Origin of the sequence: Phaeobacter sp. JH20_02, assembly GCF_048056915.1 — a bacterium.
GTDB lineage: Bacteria > Pseudomonadota > Alphaproteobacteria > Rhodobacterales > Rhodobacteraceae > Phaeobacter > Phaeobacter bryozoorum.
The window spans coordinates 151,959-167,895 of sequence record NZ_JAYMVP010000001.1; the positions used below are offsets into that span (position 1 = coordinate 151,959).

Annotated in this window: 12 protein-coding genes; 9 read left to right on the top strand and 3 right to left on the bottom strand. The window is 61.3% G+C overall.

Annotated features, from left to right (window positions below; all coding sequences use genetic code 11):
* Positions 1 to 35: 35 nt before the first annotated feature.
* The 4 genes from modA to VWY34_RS00770 all read left to right on the top strand — a co-directional run bounded on the left by modA (position 36) and on the right by VWY34_RS00770 (position 4,189).
* On the top strand, positions 36 to 896 hold the full coding sequence (gene modA / locus VWY34_RS00755) for a molybdate ABC transporter substrate-binding protein (RefSeq protein ID WP_416544870.1): 861 nt from the start codon (positions 36 to 38) through the stop codon (positions 894 to 896).
* 9 nt (positions 897 to 905) lie between these two features.
* A complete protein-coding gene (gene modB, locus VWY34_RS00760) occupies positions 906 to 1,604 on the top strand; it encodes a molybdate ABC transporter permease subunit (RefSeq protein WP_340547722.1) in 699 nt (232 codons plus the stop codon).
* A complete protein-coding gene (gene modC, locus VWY34_RS00765; protein ID WP_340547723.1) occupies positions 1,598 to 2,716 on the top strand; it encodes a molybdenum ABC transporter ATP-binding protein in 1,119 nt (372 codons plus the stop codon). The genes modB and modC overlap by 7 nt, the downstream gene beginning before the upstream one ends.
* Positions 2,717 to 2,887: 171 nt before the next feature.
* Positions 2,888 to 4,189 (top strand): NAD(P)/FAD-dependent oxidoreductase, encoded by a 1,302-nt coding sequence (locus tag VWY34_RS00770; RefSeq protein ID WP_416544871.1) that lies wholly within the window; start codon positions 2,888 to 2,890, stop codon positions 4,187 to 4,189.
* Here the strand turns inward: VWY34_RS00770 and VWY34_RS00775 are convergent.
* Positions 4,183 to 5,187 (bottom strand): zinc ABC transporter substrate-binding protein, encoded by a 1,005-nt coding sequence (locus VWY34_RS00775; RefSeq protein WP_416544872.1) that lies wholly within the window; start codon positions 5,185 to 5,187, stop codon positions 4,183 to 4,185. The genes VWY34_RS00770 and VWY34_RS00775 overlap by 7 nt on opposite strands.
* 96 nt (positions 5,188 to 5,283) lie before the next feature.
* On the opposite strand from VWY34_RS00775, the gene VWY34_RS00780 reads away from it, so the two are divergent.
* From VWY34_RS00780 to VWY34_RS00790, 3 genes are read left to right on the top strand one after another with little or no spacing between them, the layout of a single operon-like run.
* Complete coding sequence (locus VWY34_RS00780; protein WP_340547726.1) at positions 5,284 to 5,766, top strand: Fur family transcriptional regulator; 483 nt, start codon at positions 5,284 to 5,286, stop codon at positions 5,764 to 5,766.
* The gene (locus VWY34_RS00785) at positions 5,763 to 6,542 is read left to right on the top strand and encodes an ATP-binding cassette domain-containing protein (protein ID WP_416544873.1); all 780 of its coding nucleotides are present in this window, start codon (positions 5,763 to 5,765) and stop codon (positions 6,540 to 6,542) included. Before VWY34_RS00780 ends, VWY34_RS00785 begins: the two co-directional genes overlap by 4 nt.
* Positions 6,539 to 7,336: a metal ABC transporter permease gene (locus VWY34_RS00790; RefSeq protein ID WP_340547728.1), complete on the top strand. Its 798-nt coding sequence runs from the start codon at positions 6,539 to 6,541 to the stop codon at positions 7,334 to 7,336. Before VWY34_RS00785 ends, VWY34_RS00790 begins: the two co-directional genes overlap by 4 nt.
* Positions 7,337 to 7,484: 148 nt before the next feature.
* Here the strand turns inward: VWY34_RS00790 and VWY34_RS00795 are convergent, their stop codons facing one another.
* Positions 7,485 to 9,767 (bottom strand): response regulator, encoded by a 2,283-nt coding sequence (locus tag VWY34_RS00795; RefSeq protein WP_340547729.1) that lies wholly within the window; start codon positions 9,765 to 9,767, stop codon positions 7,485 to 7,487.
* 20 nt (positions 9,768 to 9,787) lie between these two features.
* Positions 9,788 to 10,669 carry a PhnD/SsuA/transferrin family substrate-binding protein gene (locus VWY34_RS00800; protein WP_416535350.1) on the bottom strand — a complete coding sequence of 294 codons (882 nt, stop codon included), beginning with the start codon at positions 10,667 to 10,669 and terminating at the stop codon, positions 9,788 to 9,790.
* A 392-nt stretch (positions 10,670 to 11,061) separates the two neighbouring features.
* Between VWY34_RS00800 and VWY34_RS00805 the strand changes: the two genes are divergently transcribed.
* Both VWY34_RS00805 and VWY34_RS00810 read left to right on the top strand, forming a co-directional pair.
* Positions 11,062 to 14,922 (top strand): PEP/pyruvate-binding domain-containing protein, encoded by a 3,861-nt coding sequence (locus VWY34_RS00805; RefSeq protein WP_416545076.1) that lies wholly within the window; start codon positions 11,062 to 11,064, stop codon positions 14,920 to 14,922.
* A gap of 106 nt (positions 14,923 to 15,028) precedes the next feature.
* Positions 15,029 to 15,937 (top strand): MurR/RpiR family transcriptional regulator, encoded by a 909-nt coding sequence (locus tag VWY34_RS00810; RefSeq protein ID WP_416541781.1) that lies wholly within the window; start codon positions 15,029 to 15,031, stop codon positions 15,935 to 15,937.

The following is a 15,937-nucleotide window of genomic DNA, read 5'->3' on the forward strand; positions in this document are numbered from 1 at the left end:
TTTACCAACCCTCTTGCGCCTTGCAGCCTGCCCGGATGAGCCGCTATGATCCAATGTGTCATCCGACGACAGGATCTACCGTGCAACACAACCAGCAGTTCACCCTGCCCAAGGGTCTGGGATCGTGGATAATTCGGTGCGTTGCTTGCCTTGCCCTTGCCCTCACCTTCGTGCTGCCCCGGGCAGCATTGGCCGATCGGTTGACCATCTTTGGCGCAGCCAGTCTCAAAACCGCGCTGGAGCAGATATCGCAGGTCTATGAGGAGCAAACCGGCATCGCCGTTGATCTGTCCCTGGCCGGGTCCTCCCTTCTGGCCCGGCAGCTGCAATATGGTGCACCGGCGGATGTCTTCATTTCTGCCAACGCAGCCTGGATGGACTGGGCCCAGAGCCAAGACCTGATTGCTGCGGATACCCGGTTCGATCTGCTCGGCAACTCTCTGCTCCTGATTGCACCCGCCGCCGCACAACAAAAGAGTGACGCGCTGTCACTGAACGACGGGTCAGGGCTTCTGGAACAGGTGCAGGATCGCCCGCTGGCGATGGCGTTGGTTGATGCGGTGCCAGCAGGCATCTACGGCAAATCCGCGTTGCAGCACCTCGGGCTCTGGGATCAATTGCACCCACATATTGCCCAGACAGACAATGTTCGGGCAGCCCTGGCGCTTGTCCGCCGTGGAGCGGCCGGGCTTGGCATCGTCTACGGCTCCGACATTGTCGGAGTGAGCGACGTTACCGTCGTTGACCGGTTCCCGGCAGACAGCCACGGGCCGATAGTCTACCCTGCCGCGGCAACCCACAATGGGCAGAAGGCCATGGATTTCCTCACCTTCTTAAGCAGCCCGATTGCGAAAGACATCTTTGTCGGGCAAGGTTTCACCGTTCTAGTGGAGTGATCCTTCGACATGCAGTGGCTTGGTCCCGAGGAATGGCAGGCGGTCGCCCTGTCCTTGAAAGTGTCGTTCTGGGCAACCCTGCTGTCGCTTCCTCTGGGGCTGATGGTGGCGCTGGCACTGGCGCGCGGGCAGTTTCGGGGCAAGGCCCTGCTGAACGGGGTGGTCCATCTGCCTCTGATCCTGCCACCGGTGGTGACCGGCTACATTCTGTTGATTGTTTTCAGTGGCCCCAGCCCGGTCGGCACGGCCTTGAATGCGGTCGGGATCACATTTGCCTTTCGCTGGACCGGCGCTGCGCTCGCCGCCGCGATCATGGGATTCCCGCTGATGGTGCGCGCCATGCGCCTTTCGCTGGAGGCCGTAGATCCAAGACTGGAACAGGCCGCTGCAACGCTTGGCGCATCGCGGTTCTGGGTTTTCGTGACCATCACGCTGCCCCTGATCCTGCCCGGCGTGCTTGCGGGTGCTGTGCTTGGCTTTGCCAAGGCGATGGGCGAGTTTGGAGCAACGATCACCTTCGTCTCCAACATCCCCGGCCAGACGCGGACCATTCCCTCGGCGATCTACGCCTTCCTGCAGGTTCCTGGCGGTGAAAATGCCGCGCTGCGTCTGGTGATCGTCTCCGTTGTCATCGCCATGGCAGCTTTGCTGGCCTCCGAATGGCTGGCGCGACGGGTGGCAAAACGTGTGCGGGGCGCCACATGCTAGAGGTCAAGCTCACCCATCAACTGGGGCAACTTGCCGTTGATGTCGATTTTGCAGCGCCGGCCGGGGTGACCGTCCTGTTTGGCCGCTCAGGCGCCGGGAAAACCACCGTCACCAACGCGGTCGCAGGTCTTTTGAAACCGGCCACTGGCAAGATCCGCGTAAAGGATCGCATTGTTCTGGACACCGGTGCCGACATCAACATCCCGCCTCATCGGCGCCGCATCGGTTATATCTTTCAGGATGCCCGGCTCTTCCCGCATATGACGGTGGCAAAAAACCTCTCTTACGGTCAACGGTTTATCGGCAAGAACCGTAAGGCAGCGCCATTTGACACCGTGGTTGACATGCTAGGGCTGGGCGGGCTGCTGAAACGCCACCCGACACATCTCTCCGGGGGCGAGAAACAGCGCGTGGCCATCGGCCGTGCATTGCTGGCCGCACCGGACATGATACTGGCAGATGAGCCTCTTGCCGCGTTGGACGAGGCGCGAAAGGCAGAGATCCTGCCCTATCTTGAGCGGCTGCGCGACGAATTCTCGGTGCCGATACTCTATGTGACTCATTCCGTTGCCGAGGTTGCCCGCCTGGCAACGACAGTGGTCGCCCTGCAGGATGGAAAATGCAGTCGCGTTGGTCCTGCCGATGTTGTCCTCGCTGATCCGGCCATCATGCCGACCGGCGTGCGCGGCGCGGGCGCTATCCTTCAGGCCGTCGTTGAGCAGCACCATCCAGATGGGCTGAGCCAACTGAATGCCGGTGGCATTGCGCTGTTCCTGCCGCAGGTGCCACATCCGCCGGGTCAAACCGTGCGTGTGCGAATATCGGCACACGAGGTGATCCTCTCGCGTGAGCGCCCCATCGGCCTGTCTGCGCTGAACATTCTTCCGGGTCGGATCACCGCCCTGCGCAGCGGCGGGGGACCGGGTATTATGATATCATTGCAGACGCCCGCCGGCGCCCTGTTGGCGCGGGTCACCCGACGATCTGCCGTTGCGCTGAACCTCGCGGTTGGGACACAGTGCCATGCTATCGTTAAATCCGTGTCCGTCGCACCCGAGGACGTGGGCGGTGCGCACAGGGGCAAACATATGCCGAATGAAATCTCACGGTAAACCGTGTGCGCTCTGCTGATTTCTCTCGGCAGAGGCCAGTCGCTGCGATATGCCCGAAGGGTGACAGGCCATCAGCAAACGGTGTCCGACACCCGTCACGCCAAGGAGGGAGGCGCAAATGCAACACCAGACAATCGAGACGACGTCTCCCGAGGTCGAAGGCCGTCGGTCATGACGCACGAGCCGGGTCGCAGCCTCTGGCAGGAAACCACCCGCGAGGTGCTCTCGGCCCCCGTTTTGACCGGCGAGGTTTCGGCCGATCTCGTTGTCATCGGCGGCGGCTACACCGGATGCTCCGCCGCTTTGCGCGCGGCAGAGATGGGTGCTGATGTCTGCCTGCTGGAGGCCGATAGCTTTGGCGCAGGCGGATCCGGGCGGAATGTCGGGCTGGTCAACGCCGGTCTCTGGCTGCCGCCAGAAGAGATCAACGCCGCACTGGGACATGTGGCTGGCGCGCGGCTTTCGGAGCTGCTGGCAGCAGCGCCCGCAGCTGTCTTTGATCTGATCAAGACCCATCAGATCGACTGTGAACCGGTCCGTAGTGGAACATTGCATTGCGCCCATGCGCCCTCTGGGTTGAAGGATCTTCACAATCGCCACCGGCAGCTGGCTGCGATTGGCGCTCCGGTCAGGTTGCTGTCGCGCAGCGAAGCAATTGCTCGGGTCGGCAGCGACGCGGTCCATGGCGCGTTGTTCGACCCCCGTGCCGGCACGATTCAACCGCTGGCCTATGCCATCGGATTGGCCCGCGCCGCGATGGCCCAGGGGGCCCGTCTGCACGCCCAGTCTCCGGTCGTGTCTCTTGACCGTCACGCCACTGGCTGGCTCGTCGCGACGCCCGGTGGCACGGTGCGCGCCAGACATCTGATCATGGCGACCAATGCCTATCCGCAACCCATCGCGGGCTACGCAGCACCGGCGTCTATTCCGGTCAGCTATTTTCAGGCGGCAACAGCGCCGCTGCCCGATGATTTGGCCAACGAGATCCTGCCGCAGGGCGAAGGCTGCTGGGACACGGGTCTGATCATGTCTTCCTGGCGCCGCGACCGTGCGGGGAGGCTGATCATCGGCGGCATGGGGGAACTCTCACACCCAGCCGGCCGTGTGCACAGCAACTGGTTGCGGCGCAAACTGGCGGGCATGTTCCCTGCTCTTGCAGACTACCCGCTCGAGACGCAATGGGCAGGCAGAATCGCCATGACAACGGAGCACATCCCCAAGATTATAGATCTTGGTCAAGGGTTTGCCTGTTTTGGATATTCGGGCCGGGGCATCGGTCCCGGCACGCTCTTTGGCAGACGCATGGCAGACGCGCTGATTGGTGAAGACCCATCCCAGCTGCCAGTCCCATTGAGCCACCATCACCGGTTGCCCTTCGCAGGTTTGCGTGGCGCCTATTACGAAACAGGGGCCACGCTGATCCATCTGTTGGCCGAACGCTCGGGCTCAAGATCGCCAGCTGCTGATCAATAGCAGCTGGCGATGGCCGCCCCGACAGATGTCAGAAGCTTCGGATAGAAATCCGGGCCAAGATCCAGCGTTACACCCAGTGGATCAACAACAGCTGTGCGCGCCTCCGTACCGTCCAGAACCGTCGCAACCAGGCCCGGGTTAAACTGCGGCTCTGACAGCACACATTGCACTTTCATCTCTTGGACCGTCGCGCGAATCTCCGCGATCCGCGCCGGGCTTGGATCAGAGGCATCGCTGAGCGAGATCGCACCGGCGGCCTGAACACCGAACCCGGTTTCAAAATACTGATAAGCATCGTGAAAAACCACAAACGGCTTGCCCGCAACCGGGGTCAGTTTGGCGGAGATTTCAGCGGTCGCCGCCGCAATTTCAGCCTGCCCCTCTGCGGCGTTCCGCAGGTATAGCGCTTCATTGTCGGGATCGGCGTCAGCCAGGGCCTCGGCGATGACCTGCAACCAGGCGCTGCCGTTCTCCGCCATCAACCAGGCATGCGGATCCAGGCTTCCCGGCTCGTGCCTGTGGCCGTGATCGTCGTGCCCCTCCTCATCGTGATGGGCATCATTGTGGTCATCCCCATGCCCCTCATGATGGTCATCGGAGTGTTCTTCTGCGTGCTCATCGTGATCACCGCGCCCGAACTGAACTGTGTCACGCACCGTCAGCTGCCGCGTTGTGTCAGCCTCAAGCAGGGAGATAACCTTGGCGTCAGAGGCCAGCGTCGCGATAGGCCCCTCCAACCATGGGGTCAGCCTCGGGCCAACCCAGAACACCAGATTCGCCTGATCCAATGCCCGCGCTTCCGAGGGGCGCATCGCGTGGCTATGCGGCGAAGCGCCGGGCGGCACCACAAGCTCAGGGGCACCAACCCCCTGCATCACCCGCGAGACGAGGCCATGGACTGGCGTGATATCAGCCGCGACCGTCGGAACCTCGGCGAGAGCTGTCGTCGCTGTGGTACAGACAGTTGCGGCAATTGCAAGATAGCGGAGATGTCCCATGACGGCCTCATGTAATTGTATAACATTACGGCGGTTGATAAACGTCATAACATAACATATCAACCCCGAAAGAGAGACCGCCCAACGGAGCCTCAGATGGACCCCATCGGATTTCATGCGCACGACCACAGCCATTGCATAAACGACGGTATCGCCGTTGCAGATGCCCATTGCCGTGCACATGGCCTGCAATTCACCCCGGTACGCCGCCGCGTGCTGGAAATCCTGCTCCAGGCCCATCGCGCCATGGGCGCCTATGATCTGCTCGACATCCTGCGCGACGAAGGGCTTGGATCACAGCCACCAATCGCCTATCGCGCCTTGGATTTTCTGGTGAAGAACGGCTTTGTGCACAAGATCGAACGACTCAACGCCTTTGTGGCCTGTAGCCATCCCGGCGACGATCACGCGCCGGTCTTCATGATCTGCCGCACCTGCAACGCGGTTGCCGAAGCCCCCTCGCAAACCACCAACGGTCGTCTGGGAACTGCCGCCCGCGAGGCAGGATTCCTGATCGAACGGACGGTGATGGAGGCCGAGGGCCTGTGCCCCAAATGCCAGCAGGACGACGCGCAATGACACTGGTCAATCTGGACGGCGTCACCGTACGCCACAATGCAAACCCCGTGCTGCACAACGTCGACTTTGCCATTAACCCCGGAGAGATTGTCACGATCGTCGGCCCCAATGGCTCCGGCAAATCGACCTTTTTGCGCACCATCATCGGCGCGCTGAGTCCCACCCGCGGCACCGTGTCAAAGGCGCCGGGACTTCGGATCGGCTATGTGCCGCAAAAACTGCATATCGACCCGACGCTCCCGCTGACAGTGCGCCGCTTCCTGAGCCTGCCCAGCCCCGTGACCGACGCCGCAGCACGAACAGCGCTAGAGCAAGCGGGCGCCGGGCAGCTGATGAAACGCCAGATGACCGGTCTTTCGGGAGGTCAGTTCCAGCGAGTTCTGCTGGCGCGCGCCCTGCTGTGCGATCCACAGCTGTTGATCCTTGATGAGGCCACGCAGGGGCTGGACCAGCCCGGATCAGCCGCCTTCTACCAGCAGATTGAACAGCTGCGCCGCGATCTGGGCTGCGCCATTCTGATGGTCAGTCACGAATTGCACGTGGTTATGGCCGCATCGGACCGGGTGATCTGCCTCAACGGTCATATCTGTTGCGAAGGCGCGCCTGCGCATGTCGCCTCCGCCCCGGAATACCGGGCGCTGTTCGGCACCGGCACCCAGGGCGCTCTGGCGCTATACCGGCACGAACACAATCATTCCCATGATCACAGCTGCGGTCATGATCACGCGCATGACCCGCAACCTGCAACGCCCGATCTGGTGAGACAACTGTCATGACAATCTTCGACAGCTTCCTGATCCGCGCCGCTTTTGCAGGCGTCGGTGTTGCCCTTGCGGCGGCCCCTTTGGGCTGTTTCGTGGTCTGGCGACGGATGGCGTATTTTGGTGATGCCACGGCCCACGCGTCCATCCTCGGCATCGCAATTGCGCTTAGCTTCGACACGTCGATTTTTGTCGGCGTCCTTGCCATGGCACTGATCATGGCGACGGTTGTCTCAACCCTCAGCGGTCGGGGCTATGCCGTTGACACGCTGCTCGGGGTGCTCGCTCATTCATCGCTGGCATTTGGTCTTGTGGCCGTCTCTTTCCTGCATGGTGTACGGCTGGATCTGATGGCCTATCTCTTCGGCGATATCCTTGCGGTCAATGGTCAGGATCTCATGATCATCTGGGGCGGCGCGATCCTTGTTGTGGCCCTGTTGTGGTGGCGTTGGTCCGCCCTGCTGACCGCGACCTTGAACCCGGATCTGGCCTACGCCGCAGGCATTGATCCGCGCCGCGAACAACTGGTGCTGACCCTGGCGCTGGCGGTTGTGGTCGCCGTAGCGATCAAGGTTGTCGGAGTTCTGCTGATTGCGGCCATGCTGATCATCCCGGCCGCCACCGCGCGCCCGTTTGCCGCGACACCGGAACGCATGACGGTGATTGCAGCCATCACGGGCGCGATCTCGGCGTTGGGCGGATTGCAACTGGCGTTCATGTTCGACACGCCCACCGGGCCGACAATTGTCTGCCTCGCCGCGAGCCTGTTTGCCCTGTCGAGCCTCAAACAGCTCTTCAGCCGAGCCTGAGGCAACGCCGCAGCACCGGAAAGATGCGCCAGGAAACCCTCATCAGCAAACACCGCAGGCCGGATCAGCAATCGGTCGCCGTCAACCAGGGGGTTATTGCCTGATCGCGGCGGTTCTGTCGGCTGGCGCCCGGTGCCATCAGGTGGCGTCAGGTTCCGGTCTTCAGCAACGGGCCGCATTCCACCCATTTGCTTACCGCTCCAAGCAGGGCCTTCTTATTGATCGGTTTGCTCAGGAAGTCATCCATGCCTGCGGCAAGGCATTCCTCGCGGTGGGACTGCAGGGCATTTGCCGTCAACGCGACGACCGGACAGCGGCGCATCCCCTGCTCCCGTTCGAGCTGACGGATTTCAGCCGTCGCATCTATCCCGTCTTTGACCGGCATCATCATATCCATCAGCACGATATCCGGCTGGTGTTCCGCAAACATGGTCACCGCCTCCTCACCATTCGCGGCGATCAAGACCTCGATGGGAGCCGCCTTCAACATGCGTGATACGACGAGCTGGTTGGTTCGATTGTCCTCCGCCAGCAGCAGTTTCACCTGCGGTATGGCCTCCATATCATCCGCGACCGGTGGCTGAACCGTGTCCTGAGGCGCATCGGCGGGTATCTCGAGCACCCGACTCATAACCGACTGGAGCTGCGCTGCACGCAGTGGCTTCAGCGCAACTTCGCAGCGACCCAGATGTTCGCGTGCGGCCCGGTCCAGCGTATTTTCAACCGAGGACAGGATAACGATCGGCAGATCGCGATATTCCGGGATATCTCGGATCCGCTCTGCCAGCTCTTTCCCATCCATCCCCGGCATCTGGAAATCTTGCAGAATGACGTCGAAACGCACACCGTCGTGGCGTGCATCCAGCAGAATCTCCAGCGCCTGATGGGCCGATCCGGCGGCGATGCTTTTCACCCCCCAGGTCGCCAACCGCTCAGTCAGAATAATCCTGTTGAGTTCCAGATCATCAACAACCAGTGCCCGCAGCCCCTTGAAATCCCGCTCATCCTGAGCAGGCTTCGGCTGGTTGGGCCGGATCCGCAGTGGCAACTCAATGGTGAACACCGAGCCCTTGCCCAGTTCCGACCGCACAGAGATCCGACCGCCCATCAGCGCAAGCAAGCGCGTGGATATCGCAAGGCCCAGTCCGGTGCCCTCATAATTGCGGGTCGCGGCTCCGTCGGCCTGCTCAAAGGCATTGAAAATCAGGTCCAGCCGGTCCTCCGGTATGCCGGTGCCGGTATCGGTGACCGAAATACGCAGATCCGTGTAGCCATCCTCAGACTCGCCTGAGACCTCGATATACACATAGCCGCTGCCGGTGAACTTCACCGCGTTACCCGCCACATTGGTCAGGATCTGGCGGATACGACCAACGTCGCCGTCGTAACATTCCGGCAGGTTCGGATCATAGCGAAGTGTCACCTCGACATTCTTCTCTGCGGCTTTGGGCGACAACAGTGTCACGACGTCCTCAATTGCGGTCTGCAAGTTGAAGGGCGCGCGGTCCAGCTCCATCTTGCCCGCCTCGATCTTCGAAAAATTCAGAATGTCGTTGATGATCGTCAGCAGCGCCGAGCCAGACTTGGCAATCGTCTCGGCATACATGGTCTGGTCTTCGTCCAGATCCGTCTCCAGGATCAGTTCCGCCATGCCGATGACGCCATTCATCGGAGTGCGGATTTCATGGGACATATTGGCCAGGAATTCGGATTTGGCCCGGTTGGCGATATCAGCCGATTTCCGCGCCTCATCCAATGCGTACTCACGCTCGTCCCGCTCTTCAAAGGTATCCTCAAGCACACCGACAGAGAAATCCAAGGCCCGAAACTCGCGCGAGGCAAACCAGGGCAGCCGGGCCTGCCGGTTCGACAAGCCGGCGATCGCATCCGACATGCGCTGGTGAATGATCTGCAATGGGCGCAATGCCAGCACGCTCACCAGTATCAGCACCAGAATGGACAGCACTGCCACGGCCACCACCGTCCACATGATGGTCTGGCTGACCTTGTGCTGAACCATTGCCTGCCCCTCACGGGTAGACCAGTGAACAACCATATTGCCAAAATCGAACCCGTCGAGCGTGATCGGGCGGTCATACATCACAAAGTCATCCGGCCCCACCTGATCCGTACGGCCCGCCTCCGCGATCGGAGTACCCGCGCTATCTTGGATCTGGATCTTCAGGAGTTTGGGATTGCGGGTAATCGCCTCGGTCAATCCGGTTTCCAGCACCGGCACATCTTCGACGATGATCGATTCAAGCATCAGCCCGCTCAGCAACGAGATGGTCAGCTCAGCCTGCTCTTTCAATTGGTCCTGCAGGTTGCGGGTCTCGTAGCGACGCGCAACATCGCCGATCGCCACCGCCACCAGCAGGGCAGCCAGCGACAATGACAAGACGATCTGAAAGAGTATGCCCGTACGTTTCATAGGAGACCTCGGTGACGACGCTAAAATGCCTGGCTCTGCTCCATCGCATCGCGGATCAGGTCGTAGTCGGAGTCGGCCCCCTGAAGAAAGCCGTTTTTGGACACTCGGCGCACGATCTCTTCATTTTCTGACGACAGCATGATCTCCCGCATTGCCAGCAGCACCTCCTCCGAGAGGGTCGAGGATGCAAGCCAGGGTTTTGTCACATTATCAAAGCTCGCCAAGATCCGAATCGGCACCCCTTTGGCGATCAGTTTCTTGTAGGTGCTCTCTTTCAGGGCACCTGCCGTGAATTTTCCGGCGCCAACTGCCTCCCCCACCAGATCGTGGCGGCCGAGGTACTCATAGGTATGCAGATCACCGCTGTCGATCCCGGCCTCAAGCAGCTGGCTTTGGGCGAGGTAGCGCCCGATCGTCGACAGCTCATCCCCGAAGGCAAAGCTGAGCCCCGCAAGATCCGACAGTTGAGTGATGGTGCTGTCGCGATGCACGACGATCACACCCTTAAAACGCTTGCGCCCCTTCTTGGATTCCATGGCAACAATCCTGATGTCGGGGTTCTGTTTCATCACATGCACATAAGAGGCCGGACCGAAACGCGCGAAATCCACCTCGCCATTGGCGAGCTGGTCGATACCCTCTTGATATTCCTTGGCAACTGTCATCCGAATGACAACTTTTTCGCCCAGCACCTCGCCCAGACGGTTCGACAGGAACGTCAGGAAGGGGCGGTATTTCTTAACCGTTACCGTCGGTTTATCCGCGGCATAGGTCCCAAAAGTCAGGGTTATTTCGGCGCGTGCTGTCATCGGCGCCAGCAGCGCCATCAGACAGACACAGAATACCAACCACAGGCGGCCCATGCCGGCTGGTTTATTATGATGTTTCGAAGCGGTATGCATCATCGTCTCCAGTCTGAATCCAGGCGCTGCCCGATCGGTGGTCTCGCGCATCTGTTTACCCTGAATAGTGAGAAAATTTGGTTAAGTGGCCCTGAAATAGTATAAATAATTTTACGGCTCGCCTCAGAGCGTGGCATGAATATTAACGTTTCAGTAACGATTTCGGCGCTCTTTTATAAAATTCATCATAAATTTGAAGATCGGGCAGAAGCCCGGCAGGACCTCCCGTGATCAAAAACCACATAATTTCCCGCAGACCCGTTCCCCGCCTATTGCTTGCGGCCGCCCTTTTTTCCGGCTTCGCCCCCGCTGCTGCCTGGGCCATTCCCTCACCGGAACTGGTGATCGGATCGGTATCATCCCTGTCGCAGGTGCTGGCCGTGGCGATCGCGATGATGTCGGGTCTCGGCGCGGTGGTTGCGGCGAAGCTTGGTCTGAAGCCGAAGAGCTCTGCGGTGGCAACACGTTATCCGGTCCGATTGATCACCGGTCTGGTGCTGGCGGCGCTGACACTGGCCGTTATGAATTACTGGCAGTTCAGCAGCCAGCGGGCGGCGGAGCAGGCGCGCCTGCAGGCAACCCTCATGCGGCCGGCGCAGTTTGACGGAACCAAGATCAAGGACGCGGCGCTGAAAGAGACAAGTTTTGCGCGCCAGTCAGATCATCCGCTTGCGATGTCGACAGCCGACGCCGCCGCCGCGTTGGAGGATGGCAACACATTGTTCTACGACATCCGCGAAACCGGCGAAAATGCCATGGGCACCCTGCCCGGCGCGACCCATATCCGTTTTCCGGACTTCGTCGAGAGCCAGCCGGTCAAACCCGGCCAGAAGGTCGTGCTGTTCTGCCATAACGGCAACCGCAGCTCGGAAACCTGTGCCAAGCTGGCAGCGATGGGCATCGACTGCAGCTTCATCGCCGGCGGAATCGAGAAATGGATTGTCGAAGGGCGCGCGTTCTCTGACAAGGACGTGAAATCCCTCTCTGACCTGCGTGCCATTCCGGAATATCCCGGTCGTGATGTGCTGCTCAGCACCGCGGATTTCACCGAATTGATGAACACCGAGGACCTGCAGATCGTCGATACCCGCTACCCCGGGGATTTTGAGGCGGGCCACCTTCCCGGCGCGGTGAACATTCCGATCCGCAAGATGACAACCGCCGATCTGATGCAGCGCATCAGTGAACTTGATCCGACCAAACCAACGCTGGCGGCCTGCTACGACCGTCGCAGCTGTTTCATGAGCCAGGTTCTGGGGCTGGAGCTGTCGCAGAAAGGGTTCGATTTCCGTGGCCGCTACACCCTGCCATGGGAGTATTTTGTAGCCCCCAAGCCGAAGCCTCATGTGCAGGCCTGGCTTGCCGATCAGCAAAGCGGCCTCTGGGACAAGGCGATCTCGGCGCTGGCCGCCGCGCTGCTCTGGGTGCATGAGCGCAGCCATATCCTGCTGGGTCTGCTCGCCCTCTCCCTGATCACCCGGATCATGATCCTGCCAGTGGCGTTGAAATCTGAACGCGACCAGATCACCACCAGTGAGACCGCCGATGAGATGAAGGCGCTGAAGGAAAAACTGGCCCATGACCCGGTGCGCAAGGCGCGCGCGGTGCAGGCGTTCTACAAGGACAAGGGCCTGACGCCGATGAAGAACCTCACCGCGCTGCTGTTCCTGCCGGTGATGATGCTGGGCGTCTCCGCCGCGCAAGAGGCCAGCGTCAGCCTGCAGACCCCGTTCCTGTGGATGGCCGACCTCGGCCTGCCCGATCCTCTGTTCATCATGCCGGTGCTGTTCTGCGCCCTCGCCGCCATCTATCTGCTGTGGGCCGTGGCCAAGACCAAGCGCCAGAAAACCCTGTGGATGGTGCTGGGCATGCCTGCGCTCTTTGCCATGGTGTTCAGCCTGTCGGGCGCCGCCAATGCCTATCTCTGCTTCAGCCTGACGCTCTTGCTGATGCAGCGCGCCTATGTCACCGGCATGCACCGCAAACTGGCTGAGGCGCTGTCGCTGCGCGCCCACAAGCGCCGCCTCGCCAAACTGCCGCGCGGTGTGATCCCGATGGGCTACACCGAGGAGCTGGAGCACGCCGGCAACAAGGCCCTGCGCCTGTCCATTCTCAAAAACGCAGGGCTACCGGTGCCGGGCGGCGTGGTCTTGCGCTCCGATGCAATTCACGATTATCGCGAGATGCCTGACGCCCGAAAAGACGCATTTGCCGCATATGTTTATCGGCTGGCTGGCGGCAAGCCGGTCGCCGTGCGCTCCTCGGCCAGCAACGAAGATGGCGCTGACCAGAGTTTTGCTGGAGTGTTCGAATCCGTGCTGGACGTCACCGCGGAGACCATGCGCGCCGCCTTGGATGAAGTTGTGACCAGCTTCTCGTCCGAGCGCGCCGCCAGCTATTCGGGCGAGGGCGACAGCACCGATCAGGGCAACATTGTAGTGCAGGAGATGGTGCAGGCAGACTACGCCGGCGTTCTCTTCACCCAGGATCCGATGGCCCCCGGCATGTGCATGATCGAATGGGTCGAAGGCTGCGGCGAGGATCTGGTCTCTGGCCGCGTCACCCCGACGTCTTTACGCTTTGGCCGCTATTCGGGCTTGCCTGCGGCGGAAGATCAGGACCAGACGCTGGACATGGCGCCGCTGTTGGCGCTTGGCCGCCAGATCGAGGAGACCTTTGGCTGCCCGCAGGATGTGGAATGGGCCTATGCAAACGGCCAGTTCCAGATCGTGCAAAGCCGCGACATCACCACCCTGTCGCTTGGAACCGAAGCTGAGCGGATCCGGCTTCAGGAATGGCGCGATCTGCTGGACCATTACGCCGGGGTGGATCCGGACAAGCCGCTGCTGGAACAGGATGAGATGTCCGAAGTGCTGCCGCGCCCAACCCCGCTGTCTTTCTCGCTGATAGGCAGCCTCTGGGCGCCGGGCGGCAGCGTCGATCTGGCCTGCCGCGCCTTGAGCGTCCCCTATAACCTGCCGGAAGGCCGGGCGGGCCATCTGGTGAACCTCTTTGGCAAGACCTACGTCGATGTCGGCCTAAAAGAGCAGATGACGCTGAAACTGACCGCCGCCAAGGCCAAGCAGCTGCGCAGGCAGGCCCGCCCGATGATCACCCGCATGCGCGAGGAGGTGCTGCCCCAGCTCACCGATCAGCTGGCGTTCTGGCAGGCTGTGGACTACACCGCCCTGCCCCGCCAGAAACAGCTTGAGGCGATTGCGACCCTGCGCGATCTCTTTGTCACCGACATCTATGTCGAGGCGGAGAAGGTGAATATTGTCGCAGGCTTTACCATGGGCGAAGCCAGCGCCGCCGCCGCAGGCGATCCGGCCCTGCGCGCCCACCTGATGCACGCCGAACTGCCCCACGCCCCGTCCAGCCTGCTGGCCTCCTGTATCGGTGCCAATGCAGAAACCTATGCGCAGTTGCTGATGGGGCATCGCTCGATCTTTGATTACGAACTGTCGGCACCCCGCTATAGCGAAGCGCCCGGCCTGCTGGCCTCCCTGCTCGACAGTTCGGTTGAGCCGATCAGCGGCACCGTGGCCACTCCGGCAAACCTGCCGGAAGATCTGCGCGACACGCTAGAGCTTGCGATCGCCTATCAGGACCTCAAGGAACAGGCCAAACACGAGGCACTGCGGGTTCTGGCGGAGCTGCGCCGGGCGTTGCTGGCCCTGGGGATCGACACCGAGCTGGAGGATCTGATCTTCTACCTGACCATGGAAGAGATCATGACCGGCGACTGGACCCGACCTGAGCTGCTGAAAGAGCACGCCGCCAGCCGCAAACACGTCGAAGATCTGCGCAAGGCCTCGGCGCCAACCGATGTCAGCCTCACCCTGCGTGACTGCGAGCTGCTCTCGCTCGGCGTGCAGGCGGGGTCCGCTGATGGGCATCTGGGCGGCACCTGTGTCGCCGGCAGCGGCACCGTGGAGGCCCGCGTATTCTGGGTTGAAGACGAAACCGCTATCGGCCCGGAGGTCTTTGACGGGTTTCAGGACGGCGACATCCTGGCATGTCGCATGATCAACCCGGCCTGGCTTCCTTATGTCCAGCGCTCCGGCGCTGTCCTCAGCGAGGTGGGCGGCTGGCTTAGCCATATGGCGATTGTCGCGCGGGAAAAGAACATCCTGATGCTGGTGGCCTGCAAGGGGCTCGACCAGCTGTCCCATGGTGAGCTGATCATGGTTGGCGAGGACGGCTCAATCACCCCGAGCGAGACGCCGGATCTGCAACAGGTCTCGGCCTGATCCACCATCCGTTTTTGCCCCTGCCTGACCCTTCCGGTCTCAAAGGCAGGGGCAGAACATATGTTCCATCTTGCATCTTTTCGCGCAAACGGTCTGAACTGGGGCCATGGACCAGCATCTTGATCCCCGACAGACCCATCGCCTGCTCGACCAGCTGAAGACCGAGATCGACAGCCTGCCCCCCGCCCTCTCGGCGGCGGCGAAATACATCATCGACACCCCCGGCGACTTTGGTCTTGATCCGATCCGTGTCTCGGCGACCAAGGCAGGGGTCAGCGCGAATTCTCTGGTGCGACTGGCCGCACATCTTGGATTTGACAGTTTCGAGGCGTTGCGCGCGCCCTTTCGGGCCGCGCTGACAACCGAGCGTGAGGGCGGATTGGGCCTTGGCTGGCTCGATCGGCTGGAACAGGCTCCCGAAACCACCCGCCACGGTCGCATCGCCCGCAATGAGGTGAACATCGTCGCCCGCTCGCTGCGCCTGATGACCCCCGGGCGCACTGCGGCCATCGTTGCGGCGCTGACCTCGGCGCGACGATGCTATGTTACTGCAACCCGCGCCAGTTACGCATTGGCCTATTACTTCCACTACGTCGGACGAATGGCCTTGCCGGGGCTTGATCTGGTGCCGCGCCACATGAGCACCGCCGTGGACGAGCTGATGGATATCGGCGCCGGGGACTGCCTGATTGCCATGACCTTCGCGCCATATTCATCGGAGACGCTGCAGGCGCTGAGACAGGCGCGCAACAAAGGCGCGACGCTGATCCTCATCTCAGATAGCGAGGTAATCGCGCCCGGATTGCAGCCCGACCACCTGCTGCTGGTGGCCGACAATACGCTGCATCCTTTTGGTGGCTATGGCGGCGCGATGGCAGTGCTTGATTGTCTGCTGACCCATCTGGTCGATGCCGGAGGAGAGGCGGCGCAGGACAGGTTCCGCACCTACGAGACCCTGCGGGAAGACACCGGCGCCTATTGGCGCGGCGGCAAATTGCCAAAGGTCCCGAAATAG

What these genes read in the sequence shown, in the direction of transcription:
- modA (WP_416544870.1), top strand. Translation starts at nt 36, where the DNA reads ATGAGCCGCTATGATCCAATGTGTCATCCGACGACAGGATCTACCGTG.
- modB (WP_340547722.1), top strand. Translation starts at nt 906, where the DNA reads ATGCAGTGGCTTGGTCCCGAGGAATGGCAGGCGGTCGCCCTGTCCTTG.
- modC (WP_340547723.1), top strand. Translation starts at nt 1,598, where the DNA reads ATGCTAGAGGTCAAGCTCACCCATCAACTGGGGCAACTTGCCGTTGAT.
- VWY34_RS00770 (WP_416544871.1), top strand. Translation starts at nt 2,888, where the DNA reads ATGACGCACGAGCCGGGTCGCAGCCTCTGGCAGGAAACCACCCGCGAG.
- VWY34_RS00775 (WP_416544872.1), bottom strand. Translation starts at nt 5,187, where the DNA reads ATGGGACATCTCCGCTATCTTGCAATTGCCGCAACTGTCTGTACCACA.
- VWY34_RS00780 (WP_340547726.1), top strand. Translation starts at nt 5,284, where the DNA reads ATGGACCCCATCGGATTTCATGCGCACGACCACAGCCATTGCATAAAC.
- VWY34_RS00785 (WP_416544873.1), top strand. Translation starts at nt 5,763, where the DNA reads ATGACACTGGTCAATCTGGACGGCGTCACCGTACGCCACAATGCAAAC.
- VWY34_RS00790 (WP_340547728.1), top strand. Translation starts at nt 6,539, where the DNA reads ATGACAATCTTCGACAGCTTCCTGATCCGCGCCGCTTTTGCAGGCGTC.
- VWY34_RS00795 (WP_340547729.1), bottom strand. Translation starts at nt 9,767, where the DNA reads ATGAAACGTACGGGCATACTCTTTCAGATCGTCTTGTCATTGTCGCTG.
- VWY34_RS00800 (WP_416535350.1), bottom strand. Translation starts at nt 10,669, where the DNA reads ATGCATACCGCTTCGAAACATCATAATAAACCAGCCGGCATGGGCCGC.
- VWY34_RS00805 (WP_416545076.1), top strand. Translation starts at nt 11,062, where the DNA reads ATGATGTCGGGTCTCGGCGCGGTGGTTGCGGCGAAGCTTGGTCTGAAG.
- VWY34_RS00810 (WP_416541781.1), top strand. Translation starts at nt 15,029, where the DNA reads ATGGACCAGCATCTTGATCCCCGACAGACCCATCGCCTGCTCGACCAG.